At 71.0% G+C, this 23,985-nt stretch carries 25 protein-coding genes; 7 read left to right on the top strand and 18 right to left on the bottom strand.

What is annotated here, in order from left to right; all coding sequences use genetic code 11:
- Positions 1-75 precede the first annotated feature (75 nt).
- A complete protein-coding gene (locus tag JI739_RS06205; protein WP_201682932.1) occupies positions 76-1,215 on the top strand; it encodes a sensor histidine kinase in 1,140 nt (379 codons plus the stop codon).
- A gap of 28 nt (positions 1,216-1,243) precedes the next feature.
- Here JI739_RS06205 and JI739_RS06200 read toward each other — a convergent pair whose 3' ends face one another.
- The gene (locus JI739_RS06200; RefSeq protein ID WP_201682931.1) at positions 1,244-2,041 is read right to left on the bottom strand and encodes an IclR family transcriptional regulator domain-containing protein; all 798 of its coding nucleotides are present in this window, start codon (positions 2,039-2,041) and stop codon (positions 1,244-1,246) included.
- A 116-nt stretch (positions 2,042-2,157) separates the two neighbouring features.
- Between JI739_RS06200 and JI739_RS06195 the strand changes: the two genes are divergently transcribed.
- The 3 genes from JI739_RS06195 to pcaF are packed head-to-tail and all read left to right on the top strand — an operon-like array spanning position 2,158 to position 4,730.
- The gene (locus tag JI739_RS06195) at positions 2,158-2,859 is read left to right on the top strand and encodes a 3-oxoacid CoA-transferase subunit A (protein WP_201682930.1); all 702 of its coding nucleotides are present in this window, start codon (positions 2,158-2,160) and stop codon (positions 2,857-2,859) included.
- Between the two features lies 1 nt (position 2,860).
- A complete protein-coding gene (locus JI739_RS06190; protein WP_201682929.1) occupies positions 2,861-3,505 on the top strand; it encodes a 3-oxoacid CoA-transferase subunit B in 645 nt (214 codons plus the stop codon).
- A gap of 16 nt (positions 3,506-3,521) precedes the next feature.
- A complete protein-coding gene (pcaF, locus tag JI739_RS06185) occupies positions 3,522-4,730 on the top strand; it encodes a 3-oxoadipyl-CoA thiolase (RefSeq protein ID WP_201682928.1) in 1,209 nt (402 codons plus the stop codon).
- Here the strand turns inward: pcaF and JI739_RS06180 are convergent.
- The 9 genes from JI739_RS06180 to JI739_RS06140 all read right to left on the bottom strand — a co-directional run bounded on the left by JI739_RS06180 (position 4,711) and on the right by JI739_RS06140 (position 12,323).
- On the bottom strand, positions 4,711-5,313 hold the full coding sequence (locus JI739_RS06180; RefSeq protein WP_201682927.1) for a fumarate hydratase C-terminal domain-containing protein: 603 nt from the start codon (positions 5,311-5,313) through the stop codon (positions 4,711-4,713). The two genes, pcaF and JI739_RS06180, sit on opposite strands and share 20 nt — an antisense overlap.
- On the bottom strand, positions 5,310-6,179 hold the full coding sequence (locus JI739_RS06175; protein WP_201682926.1) for a fumarate hydratase: 870 nt from the start codon (positions 6,177-6,179) through the stop codon (positions 5,310-5,312). Before JI739_RS06175 ends, JI739_RS06180 begins: the two co-directional genes overlap by 4 nt.
- A gap of 10 nt (positions 6,180-6,189) precedes the next feature.
- Positions 6,190-7,170, bottom strand: a complete 981-nt coding sequence (locus JI739_RS06170; RefSeq protein WP_201682925.1) for a ketopantoate reductase family protein — start codon at positions 7,168-7,170, stop codon at positions 6,190-6,192.
- Positions 7,167-8,018 (bottom strand): cupin domain-containing protein, encoded by an 852-nt coding sequence (locus JI739_RS06165; RefSeq protein WP_201682924.1) that lies wholly within the window; start codon positions 8,016-8,018, stop codon positions 7,167-7,169. Before JI739_RS06165 ends, JI739_RS06170 begins: the two co-directional genes overlap by 4 nt.
- Complete coding sequence (locus tag JI739_RS06160; protein WP_201682923.1) at positions 8,015-8,770, bottom strand: HpcH/HpaI aldolase family protein; 756 nt, start codon at positions 8,768-8,770, stop codon at positions 8,015-8,017. Before JI739_RS06160 ends, JI739_RS06165 begins: the two co-directional genes overlap by 4 nt.
- Entirely contained in the window at positions 8,767-9,414 is a 648-nt protein-coding gene (locus JI739_RS06155) for a flavin reductase family protein (RefSeq protein WP_201682922.1), read from the bottom strand. The genes JI739_RS06160 and JI739_RS06155 overlap by 4 nt, the downstream gene beginning before the upstream one ends.
- Positions 9,411-10,352, bottom strand: coding sequence for an amidohydrolase family protein (locus JI739_RS06150; RefSeq protein WP_201682921.1), 942 nt, complete (start codon positions 10,350-10,352; stop codon positions 9,411-9,413). The genes JI739_RS06155 and JI739_RS06150 overlap by 4 nt, the downstream gene beginning before the upstream one ends.
- Before the next feature lie 120 nt (positions 10,353-10,472).
- The gene (locus tag JI739_RS06145) at positions 10,473-11,240 is read right to left on the bottom strand and encodes a DNA-binding transcriptional regulator (RefSeq protein ID WP_201682920.1); all 768 of its coding nucleotides are present in this window, start codon (positions 11,238-11,240) and stop codon (positions 10,473-10,475) included.
- Between the two features lie 60 nt (positions 11,241-11,300).
- On the bottom strand, positions 11,301-12,323 hold the full coding sequence (locus JI739_RS06140; RefSeq protein ID WP_201682919.1) for an NAD(P)-dependent oxidoreductase: 1,023 nt from the start codon (positions 12,321-12,323) through the stop codon (positions 11,301-11,303).
- A 109-nt stretch (positions 12,324-12,432) separates the two neighbouring features.
- Here JI739_RS06140 and JI739_RS06135 point away from each other — a divergent pair, with 109 nt between their 5' ends.
- Positions 12,433-13,206 (top strand): fumarylacetoacetate hydrolase family protein, encoded by a 774-nt coding sequence (locus JI739_RS06135; RefSeq protein WP_201682918.1) that lies wholly within the window; start codon positions 12,433-12,435, stop codon positions 13,204-13,206.
- 7 nt (positions 13,207-13,213) lie between these two features.
- Here the strand turns inward: JI739_RS06135 and JI739_RS06130 are convergent, their stop codons facing one another.
- From JI739_RS06130 to JI739_RS06115, 4 genes are all read right to left on the bottom strand, one after another.
- Positions 13,214-13,987 (bottom strand): SDR family NAD(P)-dependent oxidoreductase, encoded by a 774-nt coding sequence (locus tag JI739_RS06130; protein ID WP_201682917.1) that lies wholly within the window; start codon positions 13,985-13,987, stop codon positions 13,214-13,216.
- Positions 13,984-15,570, bottom strand: a complete 1,587-nt coding sequence (locus JI739_RS06125; RefSeq protein WP_201682916.1) for a class I adenylate-forming enzyme family protein — start codon at positions 15,568-15,570, stop codon at positions 13,984-13,986. The genes JI739_RS06130 and JI739_RS06125 overlap by 4 nt, the downstream gene beginning before the upstream one ends.
- Positions 15,571-16,032, bottom strand: a complete 462-nt coding sequence (locus JI739_RS06120) for a MaoC family dehydratase (protein ID WP_354003683.1) — start codon at positions 16,030-16,032, stop codon at positions 15,571-15,573. It lies immediately after the preceding gene.
- A 194-nt stretch (positions 16,033-16,226) separates the two neighbouring features.
- Entirely contained in the window at positions 16,227-16,700 is a 474-nt protein-coding gene (locus JI739_RS06115) for a MaoC family dehydratase (RefSeq protein WP_201682914.1), read from the bottom strand.
- A 224-nt stretch (positions 16,701-16,924) separates the two neighbouring features.
- On the opposite strand from JI739_RS06115, the gene JI739_RS06110 reads away from it, so the two are divergent.
- Together JI739_RS06110 and JI739_RS06105 are read left to right on the top strand one after the other, a co-directional pair.
- Complete coding sequence (locus JI739_RS06110; RefSeq protein ID WP_201682913.1) at positions 16,925-17,905, top strand: Bug family tripartite tricarboxylate transporter substrate binding protein; 981 nt, start codon at positions 16,925-16,927, stop codon at positions 17,903-17,905.
- Positions 17,906-17,922: 17 nt separating this feature from the next.
- Positions 17,923-19,344: an aldehyde dehydrogenase family protein gene (locus JI739_RS06105; protein ID WP_201682912.1), complete on the top strand. Its 1,422-nt coding sequence runs from the start codon at positions 17,923-17,925 to the stop codon at positions 19,342-19,344.
- Here the strand turns inward: JI739_RS06105 and JI739_RS06100 are convergent.
- The 4 genes from JI739_RS06100 to JI739_RS06085 are packed head-to-tail and all read right to left on the bottom strand — an operon-like array spanning position 19,341 to position 23,974.
- Positions 19,341-19,670 carry a YkgJ family cysteine cluster protein gene (locus JI739_RS06100; protein WP_201682911.1) on the bottom strand — a complete coding sequence of 110 codons (330 nt, stop codon included), beginning with the start codon at positions 19,668-19,670 and terminating at the stop codon, positions 19,341-19,343. The two genes, JI739_RS06105 and JI739_RS06100, sit on opposite strands and share 4 nt — an antisense overlap.
- Positions 19,671-19,676: 6 nt before the next feature.
- Positions 19,677-21,806 carry a TonB-dependent receptor family protein gene (locus tag JI739_RS06095; protein WP_201682910.1) on the bottom strand — a complete coding sequence of 710 codons (2,130 nt, stop codon included), beginning with the start codon at positions 21,804-21,806 and terminating at the stop codon, positions 19,677-19,679.
- Positions 21,807-21,827: 21 nt separating this feature from the next.
- Entirely contained in the window at positions 21,828-22,778 is a 951-nt protein-coding gene (gene argF, locus JI739_RS06090; protein ID WP_201682909.1) for an ornithine carbamoyltransferase, read from the bottom strand.
- Positions 22,779-22,780: 2 nt separating this feature from the next.
- The gene (locus JI739_RS06085; protein WP_201682908.1) at positions 22,781-23,974 is read right to left on the bottom strand and encodes an aspartate aminotransferase family protein; all 1,194 of its coding nucleotides are present in this window, start codon (positions 23,972-23,974) and stop codon (positions 22,781-22,783) included.
- Positions 23,975-23,985 lie beyond the last annotated feature (11 nt).

Below are 23,985 nucleotides of genomic sequence, written 5' to 3'. Positions count from 1 at the left end.
TTTTTCCGGCCGAGCACGGCCGTGCCGGGCTAGCACCATGGGAGGCCCCAGCCAGCCAGACAGCCGCCCGAACCCATGCAGACCGACAGCCCCAGCCTCGGCTCCAGGAACACCGCCGACATTCCTGGCGTGCTTGCGCAGTGCCTGCGCCACGCCCCGGGCTTCGTGGCCCTGGTCATGGGGCGCTCGCACGTTTTCGAGTTCGTCAATGACGCCTACAGCGACTTCCTGGGCCTGCCCGTCGTGCAGATCAAGGGCCGGCCGGCCTTCGACGTGCTCTCGGGCGTGCGCGGCCAGGGCTTCGAGGAACTGATCGAGCGGGTCTGGGCGACCGGCGAGCCCTACGTGGGCAAGCACATGCGCGTGCGCATCGGCACCCACAAGCCCAATGCGCGCGAGATGTTCGTGGACTTCGTGATGCAGCCGGTGTTCGACCAGCGTGGCGCGATGGCCGGCATCTTCTTCCAGGCGCACGACGTGACGGAGCTGCACCGCATGGCCGAGGCCCACCGCATCGCCGAGAAAAACCAGGACATCTTCCTGTCCAAGCTGGTCCACGAGCTCCTGAGCCCGCTGGGCGCCATCCGCGGCGCGGTCGACGTGCTGGCCCGTGCGCAGGTCGCGCGCGAGCCCCTGGTGGGCCGCATGCTGCGGATCGTCCAGCGGCAGGCGAGCGGCCTGGGTGCCCTGGTGGACGAGCTGTCCGACGTGGCCCGCATCAAGCTGGGCAGCGCCGTGCTGGCGCGCTGCGAGCCGGTGGTGTTGCAGGCCGTGGTGCGCGACGCGCTCGACACCTGCGCCCCGGCGCTGCAGGAGCGCCAGCAGGTGGCGTCGGTGCTGCTGCCCGAACGGCCGGTGCAGGTCATGGGCGATGCGCTCAAGCTGCGGCGGGTGCTGGTGAACCTGCTGACGAACGCCTCCAAGTACACGCCGGTCCAGGGTCGGGTGGAGGTGCGGCTGGAGGAATCGGGACCGCGCGCGGTGCTGTGCGTGGCGGACGATGGCATCGGCCTGAGCCGGGCGGCGCTGGATCGGGTGTTCGACCTGTTTTCCCAGGAGCAGGAGGGGACGGGCCTGCGCCAAGGGGGACTGGGCATCGGCCTGGCGCTGGTCAGGCAGCTGGTGGAGTTGCACGGCGGCACCGTCGAAGCCCACAGCGAAGGCCCCGGCCAGGGAGCGAGCTTCGTGGTGCGGCTGCCGGCCTGCGCTGGATGACCCCGGCCGTTGTCGCTGGTAGCCGCTGTCACTGGGGGCTGCGCGAGACCCTGCGCGAGACTTCCGCTGCCGCGGCGAGCAAGGGCGGCAACAGCAGCTCCTGCATCTGCCGGGGCGTGGTCCGGTTCGCCTGGCCGCTGATGTTGAGCGCGGCGACGAACTGTCCAGCCCCGTTCACCACCGGCGCGGCCATCGAGACCAGCCCTTCCTCGAGCTCCTGGTTGACCAGGCACCAACCCTGCCTGCGCGCCTGCCGCACCCGGGCCAGCAGTGCGGCCGCATCGGTGATGGTGTGGCGGGTGCAGGCGCGCAGGTCGGTGCTGGCGAGCAGCCGCGCCACGTCCTCGTCCGGCAAACCGGCCAGGAGCATGCGGCCCATCGACGTGCAGTAGGCCGGCAGGCGCGAGCCCACGCCGAGCCCGATGCTCATGATCTTGCGGGTGGGCACGCGCAGGACGTAGACGATGTCGGTGCCTTCCAGCACGGCGGCCGAGCAGGACTCCTTGACTTCCTCCACCAGGGCCTCCATCACCGGCTCCGCCAGGTTCCAGATCGGCATGGAGGACAGGTAGGCGAACCCCAGGTCGAGGATGCGAGGCGTCAGTGAGAACAGCTTGCCATCGCCGTGCACGTAGCCCAGGGCCTGCAGCGTCAACAGAATGCGGCGCGCACCCGCGCGGGTGAGCCCGGTGCGGCTGGCCACCTCGGTCAGGGTCTGGCGCGGGGCCGCCGCGCTGAAGGAGCGGATCACTTCCAGCCCCCGGGCGAAGGACTGCACATAGCCGTCGCCCGGGCGCGGCCCTTCGGTCAACGCGCGGTTTGCCATCCGGATCTCTCCTCGTCTAGAATTCTTTATTCGAACAAACGTTCGTAATTCGAACAGAGATTAAAGCACGCGTGCTTGGGCGGATGCAAGCCATCGGACGTGAAGGAGATTGGCGAATGATCGACAAGGTGGTGGCATCGGTGGCGCAGGCCCTGGAGGGCGTCGCGGACGGCGCCACGGTGATGATCGGCGGCTTCGGCACGGCCGGCATCCCCAATGAACTGATCGACGGATTGATCGAGCAAGGGGCGCGCGAGCTGACCGTGGTCAACAACAACGCGGGCAACGGTGACACGGGCCTGGCGGCGCTGCTCGCGGCGGGACGTGTGCGCAAGGTGATCTGCAGCTTCCCGCGCCAGGCCGACAGCCAGGTGTTCGACGGCCTCTACCGCAGCGGCCGCATCGAGCTGGAACTGGTCCCGCAGGGCAACCTGGCCGAGCGCATCCGGGCCGCGGGTGCCGGCATCGGCGCCTTCTTCACGCCCACGGGCTACGGCACGCCGCTGGCCGAAGGCAAGGAGACGCGCGAGATCGCCGGCCGCCACTATGTGCTGGAGCATCCGATCCACGCCGACGTGGCCTTGATCAAGGCCGAGCGCGGCGACCGCTGGGGCAATCTCACTTACCGCAAGGCCGCCCGCAACTTCGGGCCGGTGATGGCGATGGCGGCGCGGCAAACCATCGCCAGCGTGCACGAGGTGGTGGAGCTCGGGGCGATGGATCCGGAGCACGTGGTCACACCGGGCATCTTCGTCAGCCGCGTGGTTCAGGTCGCCCGCGTCCCCACCCAGGGCGCCGGTTTCAAGCAGGAGCGTTGAGATGGGCTGGACGAAGCGAACGAAAGACGAGCTGGCGCGCCGCGTGGCGCAGGACATCCATGACGGTGCCTACGTCAACCTGGGCATCGGCATGCCCACCCAGGTGGCCAACCACCTGCGCGCGGACGTGGAAGTGATCCTGCAAAGCGAGAACGGAATCCTGGGCATGGGGCCGGCGCCCGCCGCGGGCGAGGAGGACTACGACCTCATCAACGCCGGCAAGCAGCCCGTGACGCTGCTGCCAGGCGGCGCCTATTTCCACCATGCCGACAGCTTCGCCATGATGCGCGGGGGCCACCTGGACATCTGCGTGCTCGGCGCGTTCCAGGTCTCGGCCACCGGCGACCTCGCCAACTGGCATACCGGCGAGAAGGACGCGATCCCCGCCGTCGGTGGCGCGATGGACCTGGCGATCGGTGCCAAGCAGACCTGGGTGATGATGGACCTGCTCACCAGGAAGGGCGAGAGCAAGCTGGTGGCCCGCTGCAACTACCCGCTCACCGGCGTGGGCTGCGTCAAGCGCGTCTACACGGACGTCGCGACGTTCGAGTGCACGCCCCGGGGGCTCAAGCTCATCGACGCGGTTCCCGGCCTGTCGCACGACGAACTGGAGCAACTCACCCGCCTGCCGATCCTGGCCGGCTGAATCACAGGAGCACCCGATGACCACCCCCCAGGCCTTCATCTGCGACGCCGTGCGCACGCCCTTCGGCCGCTACGGCGGCGCCCTGTCGTCGATACGCACCGACGACCTGGCTGCCATCCCGCTGCGCGCGCTCATGGCGCGCAACGCCGGGGTCGACTGGGAAGCCGTGGCCGACGTGATCTACGGCTGCGCCAACCAGGCTGGCGAAGACAACCGCAACGTCGCGCGGATGGCCTCGCTGCTCGCCGGGCTGCCCGTCGGCGTGCCGGGCGCCACGGTCAACCGCCTCTGCGGTTCGGGCCTGGATGCGGTGGGCACCGCGGCGCGCGCCATCCGCGCCGGCGAAGCCGGGCTGATGGTCGCCGGGGGCGTCGAGAGCATGAGCCGCGCACCGTTCGTCATGCCCAAGGCCGAGAGCGCCTTCTCGCGCACCGCTGCCGTCCACGACACCACCATCGGCTGGCGCTTCGTCAACAAGCTCATGAAGGAGATGCATGGCGTGGATTCGATGCCGGAGACGGCCGAGAACGTGGCGGTGGATTACGGGATCGAGCGCGAAGCACAGGACCGCATGGCCCTGGCTTCGCAGCTGAAGGCCGTGGCCGCGCAGAAAGCCGGCTTCTTCGATGCCGAAATCACGCCGGTGACCATCCCGCAGAAGAAGGGCGAGGCGCTGGTGGTGGACAAGGACGAGCACCCGCGCGAGACCTCGCTCGAAGCGCTGGCGAAGCTCAGGGGCGTGGTGCGTCCCGACGGCAGCGTGACCGCCGGCAACGCCAGCGGCGTCAACGACGGCGCCTGCGCGCTGCTGCTGGCCGACGAGGCCACGGCCGCGCGCCACGGCCTCACGCCGCGCGCACGGGTGGTGGCGATGGCCACCGCCGGCGTGGCGCCGCGCATCATGGGAATCGGCCCGGCACCGGCCACGCGGAAGGTGCTGGCGCAGGCGGGCATGACGCTGGGGCAGCTGGACGTGATCGAGTTGAACGAGGCCTTCGCCGCCCAGGGGCTGGCCGTGCTGCGCCAGCTCGGACTCGCCGACGACGATCCGCGCGTCAACCCCAACGGCGGCGCGATCGCGCTGGGGCATCCGCTGGGCGCCAGCGGCGCGCGGCTGGCCACCACGGCGGTCAACCAGCTGCACCGCGGCGGCGGACGCTACGCGCTGTGCACCATGTGCATCGGCGTGGGGCAAGGCATCGCGGTCATTCTCGAGCGGGTCTGATCCGCGACGCCTGCAGCCGCTGCGACGCCTGCGCCTGCAACTGCTGGTAGAGGCTGCGGCCGTGGGCGTCGATGGCGACCGTGGCCGGGCCGAGTCCGGACAGCTCCAGCGTGAGCAGGCGGAACTGGGCGATGGCCTCGGTCCAGTGCACCGACACCACGCGCCGGATGGCCTGCGACAGCAAGGTGCAGCCGCCGCCCAGGAAGGACAGGTAGGCGCAGCCCTGGCGCTGCATGGCCTGCACGCTGGCATCGCCCAGGCCGCCTTTCCCGCCCACCAGCCGCAGGCCGCAGCCTTCGATCAGGCGCGGCATGTAGGCGTCATAGCGGGTGCTGGTGGTCGGGTTGAGGTACAGGGCTTCGGCGCTGCCGTCGGGGCGCTCGCGATTGAAGCAGCTCAGGTGGAAGAAGGCGCCATCTCGCAGGTCCACCGGCAGCGCGGTGCCGCTGTCCAGGTGATCCACCATGCGCTGGTGCGTGGGCAGGCCGATGCTCATGGTGGCCTGTCCGCTGAGCAGCACCAGCTCGCCCAGCTCCAGCGCCTCCACGTCGGCGCGCGAGAGCGGCAGATGCAGTTGCTTCATTCGATGCGCTCCACCCGGCCATCACCGTGGATGCGCGCGTGCGTGCGGCGGTTGATCCAGCAGTTCAGGCTGACCGCCACCGGCACGAAGCCATGCGAGGCGGCGTAGTTGGCGTGCACGGCCATGGCCGTGGTGTCGCCACCGGTGCCCATGGGGCCGAAGCCCAGCTCGTTGATCGCGGCCAGCAGGCGCGCCTCCATCCCCTCGAGCAGCGGCTCGGGATTCACCTGCCCGAAGGGCCGCAGCACGGCATCCTTGGCCATGCGCGCGGCGTGGTCGAAGGTGCCGCCGATGCCCACGCCCACCACCATCGGGGGGCAGACCTGGGAGCCGCACTGGAGCACGGTGTCGAGCACGAACGCTTCGATCTGCTCGAGCGTCGGGTAGACGAAGATCTGCGCGGCCTCCCAGCGGCCGGTGCCCATGGCTTTCGGTGCGCAGACGATGTCCATGTAGTCGGCGCCGTCGACCACATCGAAGCTGACGATGGGCATGTCCTTGCCGGCGTGGCCACGCTCGTGCGTGAGCGGGTTGGTCACCATCTTGAGAATGGGTGGGTCGCTGCGCGCGGCCATGCGCGCGAAGCCGTCCACGATGGCCTGGCGGACCGGTCCGTCGAACCGCACCCGGGTGCCGATCTTCACGCTGTAGGTGGGGATGCCGACGTCGGAGCACACCAGGTGCCCGCTGTGCTCGGCGGCGTCGGCGCTCTTGAGCATGATGGCGAGGGTCTGGCGGCCGGTCGGGTTGCGCTCGCGCGGAGCGGCCCGCGCCAGCGCCGCCTTGGTGTCGTCGGGGACCTTCTTGAGCGACCACTCGTACAGGTCCGCGGTGACCTGGGTGATCTGCTCGGCGGTGATGGGCATGGCCAACTCCTCAGAGTGCCGGCAAGCCGGCGTGACGCGCGCGCAGCCGGGCCATGGCCAGGATGCCGGCCAGCGTGGGGGCCGGCATGGCGACGGCGGCGGCGCATTCCAGCACCGTGCCGACGATGGCATCCAGTTCCACGGCGCGACCCGTTTGCAGATCCTGCAGCATCGAGGTGCGGATAGGGCCCAGGCTGCGGGCCTGCGCGATGCGCCTGGCCGGATCGACCTGCAGGCGCAGCCCCAGCCGGCCGCCAATGGCGATGACCTCCTCCATCAGCTGCACGAACAGGGCGTGCAGCTGGGGCTGGTCGATCATCTCGTCCGTCGTTGCGCCGGTGAGCAGGCTCACCGGGTTGAAGCAGGCATTGCCCAGCAGCTTGAGCCAGATCTCGCGCCGGATGTCGCTGCTGGGCAGCGCGTCCAGCCCGGCGCGCTGCAGGCGCAGTGCCAGCTGCTGGGTGCGCGCGCTCTCGCCGCCGGCCGGCTCGCCCAGCACCAGCCGGCCGCCCGAGTCGTGCTGCACCACACCGGGTTCCGGGCAGTGGCAGGCCGCGAACACGCTCAGGCCCAGCACCTGCGGCAGCGGCAAGGCGGCCTCGACCGTGCCCTGCGGGTCCACGCCGCGCAGCCGCAGTCCCGAGCACGGCTGGCCCGGCGGCAGGAAGTACCACCAGGGCAGGCCGTTGCCGGCGTGGAGGATCAGCGTGTCCGTTCGCAGCAGCGGGGCCAGGGTGGGCGCGAGGCCGGGCAGCGCCGGGGCTTTCACCGCCAGCAGCACGACGTCCTGCGCGCCCAGGGCCTGGGCCGACGAGGCCACGCGCACCCGGGCCAGCGCGTTCCGCCCGTCCGAGTGCAGCTGGATGCCGCACCGATCGATGCGCGCCAGCGTGGCCCCACGGGCGATCACGCTCACGTCTTCACCCGCCAGCGCCAGCCGGGCGGCGAGCCAGCCACCGATCGCCCCGGCGCCGACGACGGCGAATTTCATGCGGCCGGCGGCAGCGGGTAGTCGTTCTCGTTGGCCACCTTGCCGGGCTTGCTGGAGAAGTCCATGCGCGGCGGCGCGAAGATGTCCAGCAGCCAGGCGCCGCCGTCGTTGACGTTGCGGCTGGTGTGGACCACTTTCGGCGGGATCACGATGAGCGAAGGGCTGCCCACCTCGATGTGCTCGTCCTCGCGCCAGGTCGCCATGTCGGGCCCCCAGGGGTAGCGCATGTGGTGGACCCAGTCGCCGCGCAGCGCCAGCGAGCCCTGCTCGAAGTCGGCGTGCGAATGCGGGCTGAGCTTGTGCACGTCGCGCGCCACCATGCGCTGCGTCATGACGTTGAGCATCAGGTTGGTGCTGCGGAAGATGCGCATGTTGCTGCCCTCCTGCGTGTAGCGCGCCACCTCGTAGCTGCGCAGCCGGAAGCCGCCCGCCGGGGTGGGCCAGGGCACCAGCGGCGCCACCTCGGGCGTGGGCTGGGCGTAGTCGGCGGCATTGCCGGCCAGCGCCAGCAGGTCCTGCGCCTGGTGCGAGAACAGCCGCACCACCTGCCCGCCGCCGTGCACGGTGACCGTGCTGTCGCCTGGCGGCACGATGGTCAGCGACTCGGGGCCGACCTCGAGTCGCTCGCCGCCGGCTTCGATGGTGGCGCCGCACTCGGGCAGGAACAGCATGTACTCGTCGGGCTGGCCGCGGCGCTCCAGGCGCGCGCCGTCCGCGGCCTGGCTGTGCGCCACCACGAAGTTGGCGCCGCGCGCGACCCAGGTGCGGGCGCCCGGCGCTTCGGACTGCGGCGCCTGGTCGTGCCAGCGCGCGACGGAGGCGGGACGGGTGGGGGAAGAAGGGCTCATGCTGCTTGCTCCGGAGTACGAGGGCGGGCCATCGCCTGCGCCGCCTGGCGCAGCAGGGACTGGTCCGAGCCCTGGATGAACCAGCGCACGCCGAGGGCGCGGTACTTCTCGCGCTCGGCGCTGCTGCCGACGAACATGCCGACGGGCGTGCCGGCGGCCTGCGCCGCGCGAATCACGCCCTCGGTGGCTTCGAGCACCCGCGCGTCCTGCGCGTCGTGGATGCCCATGGACAGCGCCAGGTCGGCACGGCCGATGAACACGGCGCCCACGCCGGGCACGGCGGCGATGCGCGCCGCGTCCTGCACCGCCGCCACGCTTTCGATCTGGCAGATCACGATGCTGCGGTCCCCGTGGGCGATCGCCTGCTTCATGCCGAGCGCGCCATAGCCGGCGGCGCGCGGCGAGCTGGAGTAGCCGCGGTCGCCGTCCACGTAGCGGCAGTGCGCGATCACCTCGCGCGCGTCCTGCTCGCTGTCCACGTGCGGGACCAGCACGCCGGCAGCCCCCAGGTCCAGCACCGACAGCAGGCTGGCGGCGCTGCGGTCCTGCACCCGCACGAACAGGGGCAGGCGGGCGGCCCGGCCGGCCAGCAAGGACAGGTCCAGCGCGGCCCGGTCGTACGGGGCGTGCTCGGCGTCGAGCACGGCGAAGTCCAGCCCGGCGCCGCCCAGGACCTCGACGACCTGCGGCGAAGTGGTCTTGACGAAGGTCCCGACGTGCCAGTCGCCCGGCGGCGGAAGGGTGTAGCTCATGACGCCTCCCCAGCGGATTCGCCCGGCGGACGCTGCAGCGCGGGTCGGTGGAAGATCTCGCCGAGGCCCGCGTAGTAGGGCCCGCCCAGGCGGGCCACCGGGCGGAGCTTGACGCTGTCCACGTGGCGGCCGTCGTAGACGGCATCGGCCAGGTGGAAGGTCAGGACTTCGCCGATGTAGAGGGTGTTGAGGCCGCGGCCCAGGGGCACGGCCTGATCCAGCCGGCACTCCATGTGGATGGGGGACGCCGCGATGCGTGGGACCGGGGTCGCCTGGCCCGGCAGCAGTTCGATACCCAGGGCTTCGGGCTCGCCCGCCTCGGGCGGGTAGTCGGCGCCGCACAGGTGCATGGTTTCCATCACGGCCTCGGTCGCCACGTTGACGCAGAACCAGCCGGTCTCGCGGATGTTGCGCGCCGTGTCCTTCAGCTCGCCGAGCCGGGTGCCGATGTTCACGGCCACCATGGGCGGGCTGTGCGCCACGTAGTTGTAGGAGCTGAATGGCGCGGCGTTCACGCGCCCCTCGCGGCTGATGGTGGTGATCCAGGCCACCGGCCGCGGCACCACCACGCCGCAGATGAGGCGATAGGCGGTGGCGGTGTCCATGCCCTCGGTGGGCACGACGGTGAAGCGATGGGCGCTCACCGGCCGGACCCGGCTTCGGGCTTGAAGAAGACGCGGCGCCCGGTGTCGTGCCACACCGCGCGCTGCTCGTCGGGGTTGAGCAGGTCGGAGGCGTCGACCATGCGCTGCACCATGTCCTTGTAGGTGCCCGACGAGGTGCCGATGTCCGAGCCCCACATGAGGTGGTCGGCGCCGAACAGGTCCACCGCGCGGCGCAGCAGCCGGTTGGCGGCAATGCCGGTCTCCCGGCAGGTGTCCAGGTTGATGGAGGTGAACTTGAAGAAGATGCGCGGGTGGCCGGCCATGCGCTCGTAGCGTTCGTCCAGGCCGAAGTGCCCGCCCTCGTCCATTTCGGGCTCGAGCAGGTGGTCCAGCACGATGCGGGTGTGGGGGAACTGCTCGGCCAGCTCGAGGATGGCGGGAATCGAGGGCCCGCCGCCGCCCTGGGCCAGCACTTCCAGCTCCATGACCAGGCCGGCGTCGTCGATCGCCTTCCAGCTCTCGAGCGCTTGCGGGGAATTGAGCCAGGGCATGCTGCCGTCGGCCTTGCGGCCGCCGAAAAGGCGCAGGCCCGTGAGGCCGTGCTCGCCCACCCAGCGCCGCACCGTCTCGGGCGTGGCGGGGTCTTCGGCGTCCAGGATCACCACCGCCAGGAAGGTGTCGGGGTGCGCGTCCGACGAGTCCAGGATGTAGCTGTTGTCGTAGCGGTAGATCATCCGCTTCTGCACCGCCACCGCGCCGTCCACGTTCTCCTCGGCCATCCAGCGGAGCATGCGCGAGGCGTCGGGCACTTCGTTGATCGGGTGCGGTCCGTGGTGCCCACCGGGGCGGCCGATCACGCCGGGCGGGCGGTAGGGCGCGTCGGCGGCGCGCTGCATGGGCTGGCGCGGATAGCGCACCTGGTCATCGGCGACCAGGTGGGCATGGGAGTCGAACAGCAGGGGACGGGGAGGGCTCATCGATTCGCTCGGAGGGGGAGGACGGTTTGCGGTTGCGCGGTTGCCCATCATCGGCACCGGCCCTTGCGGTGCCAAGCCAAGTTTGCGCGGATTCCGCGCAGCGGAAAGTTGCCGTCGCCCTCAGGTCGCCGTGGCGGCGAGCGCGCGGGAAATATCCTGCGCCGCCTGCTGCAGCGGCGGCAGGAAGCGGGTGACCGCCTGCGTCGTGTCCAGTGCCGAGCTGAACCAGGTGAGGCCGATGGTCGCCACCACGCGTGCGCCTTCGATGATGGGGACCGCGATGGTGGAGGACTCGGGCCGCACGCGTGGGTCGCGCAGCGCATAGCCGCGCTCGCGCACCTGCGCCAGCATCTGCAGGATGGAGGGCTCGTGGCCGACGATGGGCTCGCCGCTGGTGCGCGCCAGCAACTCGAGCAGCGCCTGCTGCTCGGTCGGCTCGCAGAACGCGAGGAATGCGCGGCCCAGCGCCTGGTTCAACAGGCTCAGGCGCATGTTGATCGTGGAGTGGAAGAACGACAGCGGTGAGTTGGGAATGGTGCTGTAGCGCACGATCATCGCGTCGCCGTCGGGTACCGCCACCGATACCGGCCACTTGAGCTCCTGGGTGAGGGCGTCGGCGATGGCGGCCGACGCTTCCACGATGCGCGGCTCGCTGTGGTAGCCGCTGGCCAGTGCCGTGACCTGGGAGGTCAGGTAGTAGGCGCCGTATTGAGGTGCGCGCCGCACCAGGCCGTCGGCCTCCAGCGTCTGCAGCAGGCGCACGATCGTGGGCTTGGGAATGCCGGTGTGCTTGTGGATCGCGTCCACGCTGGAGACGGGCTGCTGGTTGAGCGCCCGCAGGATCTGCAGCGCCCGGAGCACGACGTTGATGGGGCGCGCAGTGGCCATGGACGGTGTGCGGTGTCGGGTCGGCAGTGTAGCCGGCGGACTCATCTGCACCCTGGCCTTTCACCGAGGCGGCAGCGGCAGCCTCAGGTCACCGGCCACCTCCTGCAGCAGCGGCTCGGCGCGGGTCCAGCGGGCCAGGTTGTCGAGGAACAGGTGGACACAGCGGTCCGCATAGCCGGCCGAGGAGCCCGCGTTGTGCGGCGTCACCAGCACGTCGGGGCGCGCCCAGAACGCAGAGCCAGGCGGCAGCGGTTCCTGCTCGAAGACGTCCAGGTGCGCGCCGCTGATCTGGCCCGACTCCAGCGCCGCCAGCAGCGCGGCTTCATCGAGCACGCCGCCGCGGCCCACGTTGACCACGCGGCCTCCACGCGGCATCGCATTCAGCACCCGGGCGTCCACCAGCCGGCGGGTGGCTTCGGTCAGGGGACAGGCCAGGACCAGCCAGTGCGCTTCGCGGGCGAGTTCGCCCAGTGCCGCATAGCCGTGGATCTGCTGCCCGGCGTCGCCCGGTTGCGGCCGGTGGCGCAGGCCGTGCACGCGAAGGCCCAGGGTGCGCAGCAGCTGCGCGATGCTCCGCCCGATCGGCCCCTGGCCGACCACGATGGCGGTCTGCCCCGCCAGGTCGGGCGGGGCCTCGGCGCCGCGCAGCGGCGCCCACTGGTGGGCGCGCTGGGCCTGGATCCAGTGCAGCCCGCCCCGGCCGAGCAGCAGCACGCCCATCAGCGCGGTGTGGGCCACCGCCTGCGCGTTGGCGCCCGACGACGTGGTCACCCGGACGCCGCGTCGCAGCAGTTCCTGGAAGACCGGCCGGTCGACGCCGGCGCTCGGTATGTGCATCCAGCGCAACCGGGGCGCGCCGAGCAGCTGCTCGCAGAACAGGCGCATGTAGGGCGTGAGGACCGTTTTCGTCGACAAGCCGATCACGTCCAGCGAGACCAGGGCGACGTCCACCTCCTCCAGCTGCCCTGGGGACAGCGGCATGGCGGCATCGACCACGGCCAGGTGCAGGCCGGGTCCGCCGGCGGCGCGCAACTCAGCGCCGAAATCGCGGGCGATGCGGGGGGAGACGAGCAGGGTGGGCATGGGGTAGTCGGGGGTGCAGCGTAGCCGTGCCGGTGCGCCGGCACCACGGAGGATTCTGTCCGTTCCGCCGGGCGGAATCCGGCCACCTCGGGCCGCAGGACAATGCGGCATGCCTGCCAACCACGAACCCATCGATACAGTTGCCCTCGCCCTGGCGCGCGCCTGGCGCGGCGGTCCGCCGGCCGACGACCACGCCCTGCAGGGTCGTGTCACTTCCCTGGCGCAGGCTTATGCGGTGCAGGAGCGTCTGCTGGCGCAACTGGGCGTGCCCCCGGAGGGCCCGATGCACTGGAAATCCGGCGGCCCCTCGCGGTCGGAGCCGATGCGCCATGCGCCACTGCCCCCGGCAGGCGTACGCGCCTGCGGCGCCGGCCTGGAAGGCCTGCACTTGCGCCACCGCTGGATCGAAGCCGAGGTCGCGCTGCGCATCGGCCGCGATGTCGGCGCCGAGGAAGCCCGCAGCCTCACGGTGCAGCAGGCGGGTGCCCTGGTGGACCGCATGTGCGTCTCGATCGAACTGGTGGATTCGCGCTGGCAGTCCGGGCGCGACGCACCGGCGCTGCTGAAGGTGGCCGACCTGCTGGTGCATGGCGCCCTGGTGCTGGGCGAGTTCGTGCCCTATGCGCCCGGGAACTGGGCCGCGCAGGAGTGCCGGGTGCGTCTCGGCGACGCGCCGCCGCGCGTGTTCACCGGCAGCCTCGGGGTGGGCGACCCGGCCTGGGTGCTGCCCGACTGGATGCGGCACGTCACGCGGGACGGCGCGCCCGTGCGCCAGGGGACGGTGGTCAGCACCGGCACCTGGTGCGGGCTGCTGGAGGCGCAACCCGGGGAGCGGGTGCTGGTGGAGTTTCCGGGGATCGGCGCCGCGAGCGTGCAGTGCTAGTGGGGGCTCAGCCCAGGATGAAGCCGGCTTCGACGTCGATCAGCTGGCCGGTCGCCTTGCGCGCTTCGCAGGCCAGCCAGTAGGCCGTGCGCGCCACGTCCTGCGGCTGCACCACGTCGGCCAGCAAGGCGCGCGACTCGTAGCGCTTGCGGCGCTGCGCGAACACCTCCTCGCCCAGCCCGCGGCGCAGCCACTCGCCATCGACCATCCCCGGGAGCACCGCGTTGACACGGATCGCCGGAGCCAGTGCGCGCGCCAGCGACAGGGTGAGCGTGTTCACCGCGCCCTTGGACGCGGCATACGCCATCGACGACCCCGACCCCATGCGCCCGCCCATGGACGAGATGTTGACGATGCCGGGGGCCGGCCGGCCCTGCATCAGCGGCGCCACGGCGCGGCACATCTGGAAGGTGCCGATCACGTTGACGCGGTAGATGGCGGCGAAGTCGTGGGCGTCCAATGCGTCCAGGTCCTTGAGGTCGGCGAACTTCGTGGTGATGCCGGCGCTGTTGACCAGGGCGTCGGCGTGGCCCCAGGTGCTGCGTACCTGGGCGGCCAGGGCGCGGCATTGCGCGTCCTCGCCGACGTCGGCCTGCACCACCAGCACCTGCGCGCCGGCGGCGCGGCACTGATCGGCCACGCGCTCGGCCGCTTCGGACTGCCGCGCGTAGTTGATCACCACGTCGTGGCCACGCTGGGCGAACAGCAGGGCGGTGGCGGCACCGATGCCGGACGACGCGCCGGTGACGATGCAGACCGGTCTGGAGGCGGAAGGGTTCATGGGCTCACTTCAGGGGTTGGTCGGGAGGGCCAGTAGGGCGCGCGCAGTTCCTTCTTCGACAGCTTGCCCACGGCCGAGCGGAGCAGTTCGGTGCGCAGTTCCACCGCCGACAGGCGCTGGGTCTTGCCGACCTGGGCGTTGACCCAGTCGCGCAGCGCACCGGGGTCGATCTGCGCGCCGGCACGCGGGGTGACCAGGGCCAGCGGCGTCTCGCCCCAGTCGGGGCTGGGCACGCCGATGACGGCGGCGTCCTGCACGTCGGCGTGGCGGAGCAGCACGGCCTCCAGGTCGGCGGCATAAACGTTGTGGCCGCCGGAGATGATCACGTCCTTGATGCGGTCCAGCAGGGTCAGAAAGCCGTCGGCATCGAACCGGCCGATGTCGCCGCTGCGGTGGTGCACCGCGCCCTGCTCGTCGTACCAGCGGATCTGCGCGGTGGCTTCGGGCCGGTTGTGGTAGCCGGCCATCATGAAGGGCGAGCGGCCCACCACCTCGCCGGCGACGCCCACCCGGTCCGGCGGCACGCGGCGTCCGCTCTCGTCGATCAGGAATACCTCGCCGCCGAAGGCCGGCCTGCCGACCGTGCCCAGCTTGTCGGGGTGGGCGCGGGCGTCCAGGAAGCAGGACACGCCGCCTTCGGTCAGGCCATACACCTCGAGGAAGCGGCCGGGCCAGCGGCGCAGGATCTCGCGCTTCAGGTCCAGCTCCATCGGCGCACCGGTCGATTGGCTCAGCTCCAGCGCGGACAGGTCGTGGGCGTCGAAGTCGGGGTGGGCCAGCAGGCGCTTGTACTGCACCGGCACCAGCATCGTGTGGGTCGCGCGCTGTTCAGCGGCCAGCGCGAGGAAGCGGCCGGCGTCGAACTTGCGCATCAGGATGCAGGTGCCGCCCTGGGCCACGGTGCCCAGCATGGGCATGATGGTCGTGTTGGAGTAGACGGGCGTGGACAGCAGCGTGCGGGCCTGCGGCGTGAACAGGCCCTTGCGGCTGGCCTGCGCCTGCCGCATGCCATGCAGGTGCACGATGCCCTTGGGCAGGCCGGTGGTGCCTGAGCTGTAGATGATGTTGAACGGGTCTTCGGCGCTGGCCGCAGGCAGGGCGGCGTGGGTCTCGCCAGAGGCGCGCCAGGCGGCGTAGGCCTGGGTGGCGGCGCCGTCGTGCCCGAAGTGCACCACCTGCAGCGCCGACTCACGGGCCAGTCGCGTGCCCATGTCCATGACGGCGTCGCCCGCCCCGGGGTCCAGGAACAGCAGCCTGGCATCGCAGTCGGCCAGCAGCGCCTGCAGCGTCTCGACGCTGGCGGACACCGGCAGCGGCACCACGCAGGCGCGCGCTGCCACCGCGCCGAAGAAGCACTCCACGTAAGGCAGGCTGGCGCCGCCCAGCAAGGCCACGCGGTCGCCAGGTGCCAGGCCGCAGCGTTCCAGCGCACGTGCCACGTGGCCCACGCGGGCATGCAGCGTGGCCCAGTCCAGCGTCTGTTCGTCCACCCGGAACGCAGTGGCCGTGCCGCGCAGCTGCGCGTGCGAGGCGATCAGGGCAGGAAAGGGGCTGAAGCCGCGAGGGGGGTCGGTGCTGTTCATCTAGCGGTCGTAGATCTGGAGCAGGGTTTCGGCGACGAGCGCGGGCCGTTCCTCGCCCTCGAGCTCGATGGTGGATTCGAAGGCGATCCGGGTGCTGTCCTCCAGCCGCGTGCAGGCCTTCACCGACTGGCGCAGGCGCACCCGCGAGCCCACCGGCACCGGCGCGGTGAAACGCACGCGGTTGCAGCCGTAGTTCAGGCCCCTGCCGCGCTGCTGGATGGTGTAGATGCCGCGCTGAAGGACGGGGATCAGCGAGAGCATCAGGAACCCATGCACGATGGTCTTGCCATGCGGCATCTCGCGCGCGGCGCGCTCCACGTCCACGTGGATCCAATGGTCGTCGCCGGTGAGGGCGGCGAACGCATCGATCCTGGCCTGGTCCAGGCAGATCCAGTCGCTGGCGCCCAACGGCTGTCCGACGTAGGCCGCCAGGTCGGCGGCATGCGCCACGACCACGCTCACTGGGTACGCTCCCCCAGGATGGCCCGCTGCGCGGGCTGCTCCTCCCCCCTGCGCAAGCGGAGGGGGCTGAGCGCCTTCGGGCGGCCGGGCGGCGGGCATTGGAATGCCTCCCCCAGGATTGCCCGCTGCGCGGGCTGCTCCTCCCCCCTCCGCAAGCGGAGGGGGCTGAGCGCCTTCGGGCGGCCGGGCGGCGCTCATGCCGGCTCCGGATCCGTTGCGCGGCCGGCCCGCGTCGGGACGCGGCCGGCGCTGATCAGCGTCATGACGACCGCGCCATCCTGGTTGATCACGGAAACCCGGGTGCGCACGATGCCGTGGCTCGGGCTGGTCTGCGAGGCGCGCAGCTCGAACACTTCGCGCCGGACCGTCAGGGTGTCGCCGGCACGCACCGGAGCGCGCCAGCGCAACTCGTCGATGCCCAGGCCGACCATGGGCGTGCTGCCGTACCCGCCCGACTGCACGAAGACGCGCATGGCCAGCGCGGCGATGTGCCAGCCACTGGCCACCAGTGCCTTGAACGGGCCGCGGGCGGCCTGCTGCGCATCGGTGTGCATGGGCTGCGGATCGAAGTCGCGGGCGAAGGCGACGATCTCCTCGGCGGTGACCTGGGTGGGCGGGCTCACCCAGGTCTCGCCGATCGTGAAGTCTTCAAAAAAGCGCGGGGCCATGTTCCTCTGGATTGGCAGTGGTCTGCGTTGAGGGTCGAGCATGCCGCAAGCCACGAAGCGCCGATGCGGATTGTTCGGGCTTTCCGCGCCGCGAAATCTGGGCGCTTGCCGCCCGGCGGCACCGCGCCGACGGCGATATTCCGCTGCGCGGAAAGTTGGAAAAGCCCGGTTGTTGCCGTCCCGATCTCTCGGGACACTGTGCCGACCCAAACCGGAGACACCCGATGAAGACAATGACTTTCGTTCGCGCCCTGGCCACCGCGGCCGGGCTGCTGATGGCCCTGCAGGCCCCCGTCCACGCGCAGGACAAGTGGCCCAGCAAGCCGGTTCGCATCATCGCCATCTTCGCGCCGGGCGGCAGCTCGGACCTGGTGGCGCGGCAGCTGGCGCAGCACCTGAGCTCTCGGTTCGGGCAGCAGTTCATCGTGGAGAACCGGGTCGGCGCGGGCGGCAATATCGGCGTCGACCATGTGGCCAAGTCGGCGCCGGACGGCTACACCCTGGCAGTGGCGACTTCGGGTCCGTTGGCGAACAACAAGTGGCTTTACAAGCGCATGCCTTTCGATCCCGAGAAGGACCTGTCGCCCATTGCCCTGATCGGCGAGATTCCACTGGTCATCGCGGTCAACCCGCAGGTCAAGGCCGGCAACCTGGCGGAATTCGTCTCCATGAGCAAGGCCGCATCGAGTGACGTGACCATCGCGAACCCCGGCAACGGCACCATCGGACATTTGGCGGCCGAGTATTTGCGCATGAACACCGGGGCCAAGCTCCAGTCCATCCCCTACAAGGGCGATTCGCCGGCGATGACCGACGCCATGAGCGGCTCGGTGGATGCGGTGGCCGCACCCGTCACCTCCCTGGCGCCCAACATCCAGGCGGGCAAGCTCAAGGGGCTGGCCGTCACCTCCAGGACGCGGTTTCCGGGGCTGCCCAACGTGCCCACGGCCGCCGAGCAGGGCATCCCGCTGGAAGCCACCGTCTGGAATGCGCTGGTCGGCCCCGCCGGGATGCCGCCGGCCGTCGTCGAGACGCTGAACCAGGAGATCAACCGCTACACGAGCTCGGCCGAAGGCAAGGCCAAGCTGGCTTCTCTGGGCCTGGTGCCTCTGGCCGCCACGCCGGTCCAGCTGCGCGAGAAGATGTCCGCCGAGTCCGATCGGTGGAAGCAGGTGGTGGAGTCGGCCAAGATCTCGGTGCAGTGAGGTCCTCGGAACGCGCCATGGACAAGCTGAAGTTCTACATCGATGGCGGGTGGGTGGAGCCGGCCGCGCCAGCCACCCTGGGCGTGCTCAATCCGGCCACGGAAGAAATCTTCGCTCGCATCAGCCTGGGTTCGGCTGCCGATGTCGACCGGGCCGCGCGGGCGGCGCGACGGGCATTCGCAACCTACTCCGAGACCAGCCGCCAGGAGCGGCTGGCCTACCTGCACAGGATCATCGACGGCTTTCGCGCGCGCCTGCCGGAGCTCGCGCGCCTGATGACGCTCGAGATGGGCTCGCCGATCACCTTTTCCACCGAGCGCCAGGCGACGGTGGCGCTGTTCCACCTGGAGGAGGCCGCCCGGGTGCTGGCGGACTACCCGTTCGAGCAGCGCATGGGGCCGGGCATCGTGCGGCGCGAACCCATCGGGGTGTGCGGCCTGATCACCCCGTGGAACTGGCCGCTGAATCAGGTGGCCTCCAAGGTGGCCCCGGCCTTGGCCACAGGCTGCACCGTGGTGCTCAAGCCGAGCGAGGTCGCGCCGCTGAGTTCGATGCTTTTCGCCGAGATCGTTCACGAAGCCGGGCTGCCGCCGGGCGTGTTCAACCTCGTGAACGGAGACGGGCCGACCGTCGGCGAGGCGATCGCCTCCCATCCCGAGATCGACCTGGTGTCATTCACCGGTTCCACCGGCGCCGGCATCCGGGTGGCCAAGCTGGCCGCCGACACGGTCAAGCGGGTGGCGCAGGAGCTGGGAGGCAAGTCCGCCAATCTCATCCTGGATGACGCGGACATCCGCAAAGCCGTGATCGAGGGCGTGCACGCCTGCTACACCAACGCAGGCCAGAACTGCCAGTCGCCCACCCGCATGTTGATCCCCCGCGCACATCGGCAGGCGGCGTTCGACGCGGCGCGTGAGGCGGTGCAAGCCGTTCGCCTGGGCGACCCGCTGGACCCCGGGACCACCATGGGCCCGCTCGTCAGCCAGTCCCAGTTCGACAAGGTGCAGGCCCTGATCCAGTCGGGCATCGACGAGGGGGCCACCCTGGTGGCGGGCGGCATGGGGCGACCGAGGCAGGAGCCGGGTTATTACGTGCAGCCGACGGTGTTCGGCGACGTGACGCCGCAGATGCGGATTGCCCGGGAGGAGATCTTCGGCCCGGTGCTGTCCATCATCAGCTATGACACCGACGAGGAGGCCATCGCGATCGCCAACGACACGCCGTTCGGCCTGGCGGGCTTCGTCCAGTCCGGGGATCCCCAGCGCGCCCGTGCCGTCGCCAGGCGCATCCGGGCGGGAAGGGTGTATTTCAATGGCGCACCCTTCGACCGCAGCCTTCCTTTCGGCGGGTACAAGCAGTCGGGCAACGGGCGGGAGTTCGGCGTCTTTGGCTTCGAGGAATACCTCGAGGTCAAGGCGCTCCTGGGCTGGCGCGACTAGCCGGCCAGGGTCTGCAGCGGCAGGAGGGCCAGCCGCATCCGGGCCCGGTCGCAGGCATCGCTGCCGGCCTCGAACTCCCGGCACGGCGAGGGGCGCCACTCGTAGATGCCGCAGGCCACCCGCTGGCCCACGGTGCCGGTGAGGGCGGCGCAGCGTGGCGGGCTGTGGTCGGTGCCCCGCAGCCGGCACAGCTCGTCGGTGATCGGCACCACCAGTCCGCAGGGCACGGAGCCCCCGCGGTCCTCGGTCTCCCAGGCGGAGAAGTCGACGCGCAGGCTGGCGCAGCAGGCGCCGCAGCTCAGGCAGGGATGGGCGGTGTTGCTCATGTGGAGTCAGAAGCGGTAGCTGGCTTGCAGGCCCAGCATCCACTGGCGCCCCGGCGCCGGCTCGAAAAAGCGCCGGTTGCCCTCGTTCACGATCACCGAACCAACGAAGCGCCGGTCGGCCAGGTTGTCGATGCGGACGAACTGCTGCAGGCGCCAGGGTCCGCGGACCTGCTCCAGGCCTGCGCGCCAGCCCAGCACGGTGTAGGCCGGCGCGGCGTCGGTGTTGCGGTCGTCGACCGGCACCTCGCCGACCCGGCGCAGTTCCACGGCGGTGTGCAGCCCCCAGGGCCGCTGCGCCCAGGCGAGCTCGCCGTACAGGCTGGTGCGGGGGATGCCGGGCATGCGGCTGCCGGCCGCCACCGGCAGGGTGGGCGCGCGGCAGGGCGGCGCGCCGCAGGTGAGGAAGTCCTGCGTGTAGGTGGCGTCCAGCCAAGTCGCCGAGACCAGGCCCGACCATGACGCCCAGCGGGCGTGGCCGGCGAGTTCGACGCCACGCCGGCGCGTGCCCGGCGCGTTCTGGAAGCTGGCGCGGCCGCCGGCATTGGCCAGTACCACCAGCTCGTCGCGCGTGCGGGCCTGGAACAGGGCGGCCGACAGGCTCCAGTCGGCCTCGCGGCCGGCCTTGAGGCCCAGCTCCCATTGCCGGCTGAGCGCCGGCTCCAGCCGGTCGTTGAGGCCGGCCGAGCCGTCGGCGCGGTAGGCCAGCTCGTTCAAGGTGGGGGTCTCGAAGCCGCGGCCCCAGGCCGCGTAGAGGTTCAGGCCCTCGGTGGCATGGAACACCAGGCCGGCGGCCGGGGTGAGCGCGGCATAACGCACGCGGCCGCTGTCGTCGGCATTGCCGGGCCGGATGTAGCGGTCCTCCGACTCGAGGCGGACCCAGGTCTGGCGCAGGCCGGCCAGCGCGCTCCAGCGCTCGCCCAGCACCCACTGTCCCTGCACATAGGGGGCGACGCTCCAGGCGCGGTTGATCTCGTCGCGGCGCAGGCCGCCTTGCACGCCGAGCTGATCGCCGACGAAGTTCTCCCAGCCGCGGCGGTGGTCGCGCGTGCCTTCCACCGCCAGCCCGCCGGTCAGCGTGAAGGGCCCCGCCGCGCTGCGGCCCTGGCGGATCCAGCGCAGGTCCAGCCCCCGGTAGGCGCGGGTCAGGTCGATGACTCCGCCGGGTTGGGAGGGGGCGGCCTGGACCGATGGCGGGATGGACTGGAACTGCAGGGTGTCGCGCTGGCCGCCATACACCGTCAGCTGGAGGCGGTGGTCCGCGTCCAGCCGGTGGGCCAGCAGGGCGCCGACCTGCAGCTGGTCCACCGTCTTGCGGGTGTCGAAGCGCAGCGCGTCGGGGCTGGCCTGGCGCGGGTCGGCTTCCCACTCGGCGCGGCGCAGGCCCAGTGGGTCGAGCGCGCGCGGCAGCGAGAGCTCGTTGAGCACCAGGGTGAGCTCGGTGTCGTCGCTCGCCTGCCAGCGCAGCTTGGCATTGAGGTTGTCCCGCCGGGCGGCGCTGTGGCCGCGCCAGCCGTCGGTGTCCAGCCGGGTGCCGCTGACACGCCAGCGCAGGCGGCCCGTCTGGCCGGAGGCCTGCGTGCTGGCACGCCGCGTGTCGTTCGAGCCGATCGCGGCCGACGCTTCCATCTCGGTGTCGGGCCCGCCGTCGGCGGTGACGATGCTGATGACGCCACCGGAGGCGTTGCCGTACAGGACCGAGAACGGTCCCCGCAGCACCTCGACGCGCTGGGCCGATGCCAGGTCGAAGTGCGACACCTGGCCCTGGCCGTCGGGACTGGCGGCGGGGATGCCGTCGGCATACAGCCGGATGCCGCGCACGCCGAAGGTGGAACGCGCGCCGAAGCCGCGCGAGGAGATCTGCAGGTCCTGGGCGAAGTTCTGGCGGTTCTGCACCACCAGCCCGGGCACGCGCGCCAGGCCCTCGGACAGGTTGACCCCCCATTGGCCGCTTCGCAGGACGCCGCCCTCGACCACGTCCACCGAGGCCGGCGTGTCGAAGGCCGACTGTGCGACACCGGGTTGCGCCGTGACGGTGACGGCGCGCAGCGTGGGCGCTTCGGGCGGGGTCGCCTGCTGGGCCAGGGCGGGGCCGGCGCACAGGGCGACGCCGAGCAGGCGGGCGCGGGGGAACGACATCGTCCGCGCGACGGGGGGCTGTCAGCCGTCGACCCGGCCGAGCAGCAGGTACTCCATCAGGGCCTTCTGCACGTGCATGCGGTTCTCGGCCTCGTCCCACACGACGGACTGCGGACCGTCGATGACCTCGGCCTGCACCTCTTCGCCGCGGTGGGCCGGCAGGCAGTGCATGAAGAGCGCGTCGGGCTTGGCCAGCGCCATCATCCCGGTGTCCACGCACCAGTCGGCGAAGGCCTGGCGGCGCGCCTCGTTCTCGGCCTCGTAGCCCATGCTGGTCCAGACGTCGGTGGTCACCAGGTCGGCGCCGCGGCAGGCCTCGTGCGGGTCCTTGAAGACGCGGTAGCTGGCGCTGCTGCGCACGCCGGCCACGGACTGGTCCACCTCGTAGCCGCTGGGCGTGCTCAGGTGCACCGTGAACCCCAGCAGCTCGGCGGCCTGCAGCCAGGTGTTGGCCATGTTGTTGCCGTCACCGACCCAGGCCACCACCTTGCCGGCCAGGCGCTGCAGGTCGGGCCGGCCCTCCTCGCCCTGGCCGCGATGCTCGAGGAAGGTGAAGATGTCGGCCAGGATCTGGCAGGGATGGAACTCGTTGGTCAGGCCGTTGATCACGGGCACGCGCGAATGGGCGGCGAAGCGCTCGATCTTTTCCTGCTCGTAGGTGCGGATCATCACCAGGTCGACCATGCGGCTGATCACGCGCGCGGTGTCCTCGATGGGCTCGGCCCGGCCCAGCTGGGTGTCGCCGGTGGTCAGATGCACGACGCTGCCGCCCAGCTGGTACATGCCGGCCTCGAAGCTCACGCGCGTGCGGGTCGAGGCCTTCTCGAAGATCATGGCCAGGGTGCGGTCGACCAGCGGGTGGTACTTCTCGTAGGCCTTGAACTTGGCCTTGATGGCCGCGGCGCGCGCGAAGATCCAGGCGTATTCGTCGGCCGTGAGGTCGGTGAACTGCAGGTAGTGCTGGATGGGCATCGTCATTCCGCCAGGAAGGCGCGGATGAGGGGAACCAGCCGCGCGACGATCTCGTCGGCCTCGGCGGTGGTGAGGATCAGCGGGGGCACCAGGCGGACCACGTTGTCGGCGGTGACGCTGATCAGAAGCCCCGCATCGGCGGCTCGGCCGGTGAGGACGCCGCAGGGACGGGCCAGCTCGATGCCCAGCATGAGGCCCTGGCCGCGGATCTGGGTGACGCCGTCCAGGCCGGACAGCTCTCGCTCCAGTGCGCCACGCAGCTGATCGCCCACCCGCGCCGCGTTCGCCAGCAGCCCGTCTTCTTCCATGATGCGGATGGTCTCGACCCCGGCGCGCATGGCCAGCGGGTTGCCGCCGAAGGTGGTGCCGTGGTTGCCGGGCTGGAACACGTCGGCCGCCTTGGGGCCCGCCACCACCGCGCCGATGGGCACCCCCGAGCCCAGGCCCTTGGCCAGCGGCATCACGTCGGGCACGACGCCGGCCCACTGGTGCGCGAACCACTTGCCGGTGCGGCCCATGCCGCACTGCACTTCGTCGATCATCAGCAGCCAGTCGCGCTCGTCGCACAGCTGGCGCACTTCGCGCAGGTACTCGGCACGCATCGGGTTCACGCCGCCTTCACCTTGGATGGTCTCGAGGAACACGGCCACCACCTCGGGGTTGCCTTCGGTCGCGCGCCGCAGCGCCTCGATGTCGTTCAGCGGCACGCGGATGAAGCCCTCGACCAGCGGCTCGAACCCCTTCTGCACCTTGGGGTTGCCGGTGGCCGAGAGAGTGGCGATGCTGCGGCCGTGGAAGGCCTTTTCGTACACCACGATCTGCGGCCGCTCGATGCCCTTGTCGTGCCCGTACTTGCGCGCCAGCTTGATCGCGGCCTCGTTGGCCTCCAGCCCGCTGGAACAGAAGAAGGCCTTGCTCAGCCCCGACAGCTCGCACAGCTTGGCCGCCAGCCGCTCCTGGTCGGGCACGTGGTAGTAGTTGCTGGTGTGGATCAGCTTGGCCACCTGGTCCTGCAGGGCCGCCACCAGCTTGGGATGGCCGTGGCCCAGCGTGTTCACGGCGATGCCGGCCAGCGCGTCGAGGTACTCCTTGCCGTCGACGTCCCAGACGCGCACCCCCTTGCCGTGCGAGAACGCCAGCGGCAGGCGGGCATAGGTGTTCATGACGTGCGGCGACGCAGCCGGGGCGAGTGCCATTCGATCCTCCA

The sequence above is a fragment of the Ramlibacter aurantiacus genome, from assembly GCF_016722895.1.
GTDB classification, from domain to species: domain Bacteria; phylum Pseudomonadota; class Gammaproteobacteria; order Burkholderiales; family Burkholderiaceae_C; genus Ramlibacter; species Ramlibacter aurantiacus.
Note: the sequence above shows the minus strand (reverse complement) of the source record. Positions and strands in the feature narration are given on the sequence as shown.

Excerpts from the sequence above, each read along its gene's own strand:
- JI739_RS06130 (WP_201682917.1), bottom strand. The coding sequence starts at position 13,987 with ATGAACCCTTCCGCCTCCAGACCGGTCTGCATCGTCACCGGCGCGTCG.
- JI739_RS06145 (WP_201682920.1), bottom strand. The coding sequence starts at position 11,240 with ATGGCCACTGCGCGCCCCATCAACGTCGTGCTCCGGGCGCTGCAGATC.
- JI739_RS06170 (WP_201682925.1), bottom strand. The coding sequence starts at position 7,170 with ATGAAATTCGCCGTCGTCGGCGCCGGGGCGATCGGTGGCTGGCTCGCC.
- JI739_RS06100 (WP_201682911.1), bottom strand. The coding sequence starts at position 19,670 with ATGAGCAACACCGCCCATCCCTGCCTGAGCTGCGGCGCCTGCTGCGCC.
- JI739_RS06140 (WP_201682919.1), bottom strand. The coding sequence starts at position 12,323 with ATGCCCACCCTGCTCGTCTCCCCCCGCATCGCCCGCGATTTCGGCGCT.
- JI739_RS06175 (WP_201682926.1), bottom strand. The coding sequence starts at position 6,179 with ATGCCCATCACCGCCGAGCAGATCACCCAGGTCACCGCGGACCTGTAC.
- JI739_RS06110 (WP_201682913.1), top strand. The coding sequence starts at position 16,925 with ATGAAGACAATGACTTTCGTTCGCGCCCTGGCCACCGCGGCCGGGCTG.
- JI739_RS06190 (WP_201682929.1), top strand. The coding sequence starts at position 2,861 with ATGGGCTGGACGAAGCGAACGAAAGACGAGCTGGCGCGCCGCGTGGCG.
- JI739_RS06195 (WP_201682930.1), top strand. The coding sequence starts at position 2,158 with ATGATCGACAAGGTGGTGGCATCGGTGGCGCAGGCCCTGGAGGGCGTC.
- JI739_RS06200 (WP_201682931.1), bottom strand. The coding sequence starts at position 2,041 with ATGGCAAACCGCGCGTTGACCGAAGGGCCGCGCCCGGGCGACGGCTAT.
- JI739_RS06160 (WP_201682923.1), bottom strand. The coding sequence starts at position 8,770 with ATGAGCTACACCCTTCCGCCGCCGGGCGACTGGCACGTCGGGACCTTC.
- JI739_RS06125 (WP_201682916.1), bottom strand. The coding sequence starts at position 15,570 with ATGAACAGCACCGACCCCCCTCGCGGCTTCAGCCCCTTTCCTGCCCTG.
- JI739_RS06150 (WP_201682921.1), bottom strand. The coding sequence starts at position 10,352 with ATGAGCCCTCCCCGTCCCCTGCTGTTCGACTCCCATGCCCACCTGGTC.
- pcaF (WP_201682928.1), top strand. The coding sequence starts at position 3,522 with ATGACCACCCCCCAGGCCTTCATCTGCGACGCCGTGCGCACGCCCTTC.
- JI739_RS06135 (WP_201682918.1), top strand. The coding sequence starts at position 12,433 with ATGCCTGCCAACCACGAACCCATCGATACAGTTGCCCTCGCCCTGGCG.
- JI739_RS06105 (WP_201682912.1), top strand. The coding sequence starts at position 17,923 with ATGGACAAGCTGAAGTTCTACATCGATGGCGGGTGGGTGGAGCCGGCC.
- JI739_RS06115 (WP_201682914.1), bottom strand. The coding sequence starts at position 16,700 with ATGGCCCCGCGCTTTTTTGAAGACTTCACGATCGGCGAGACCTGGGTG.
- JI739_RS06180 (WP_201682927.1), bottom strand. The coding sequence starts at position 5,313 with ATGAAGCAACTGCATCTGCCGCTCTCGCGCGCCGACGTGGAGGCGCTG.
- JI739_RS06095 (WP_201682910.1), bottom strand. The coding sequence starts at position 21,806 with ATGTCGTTCCCCCGCGCCCGCCTGCTCGGCGTCGCCCTGTGCGCCGGC.
- JI739_RS06165 (WP_201682924.1), bottom strand. The coding sequence starts at position 8,018 with ATGAGCCCTTCTTCCCCCACCCGTCCCGCCTCCGTCGCGCGCTGGCAC.
- JI739_RS06085 (WP_201682908.1), bottom strand. The coding sequence starts at position 23,974 with ATGGCACTCGCCCCGGCTGCGTCGCCGCACGTCATGAACACCTATGCC.
- argF (WP_201682909.1), bottom strand. The coding sequence starts at position 22,778 with ATGCCCATCCAGCACTACCTGCAGTTCACCGACCTCACGGCCGACGAA.
- JI739_RS06205 (WP_201682932.1), top strand. The coding sequence starts at position 76 with ATGCAGACCGACAGCCCCAGCCTCGGCTCCAGGAACACCGCCGACATT.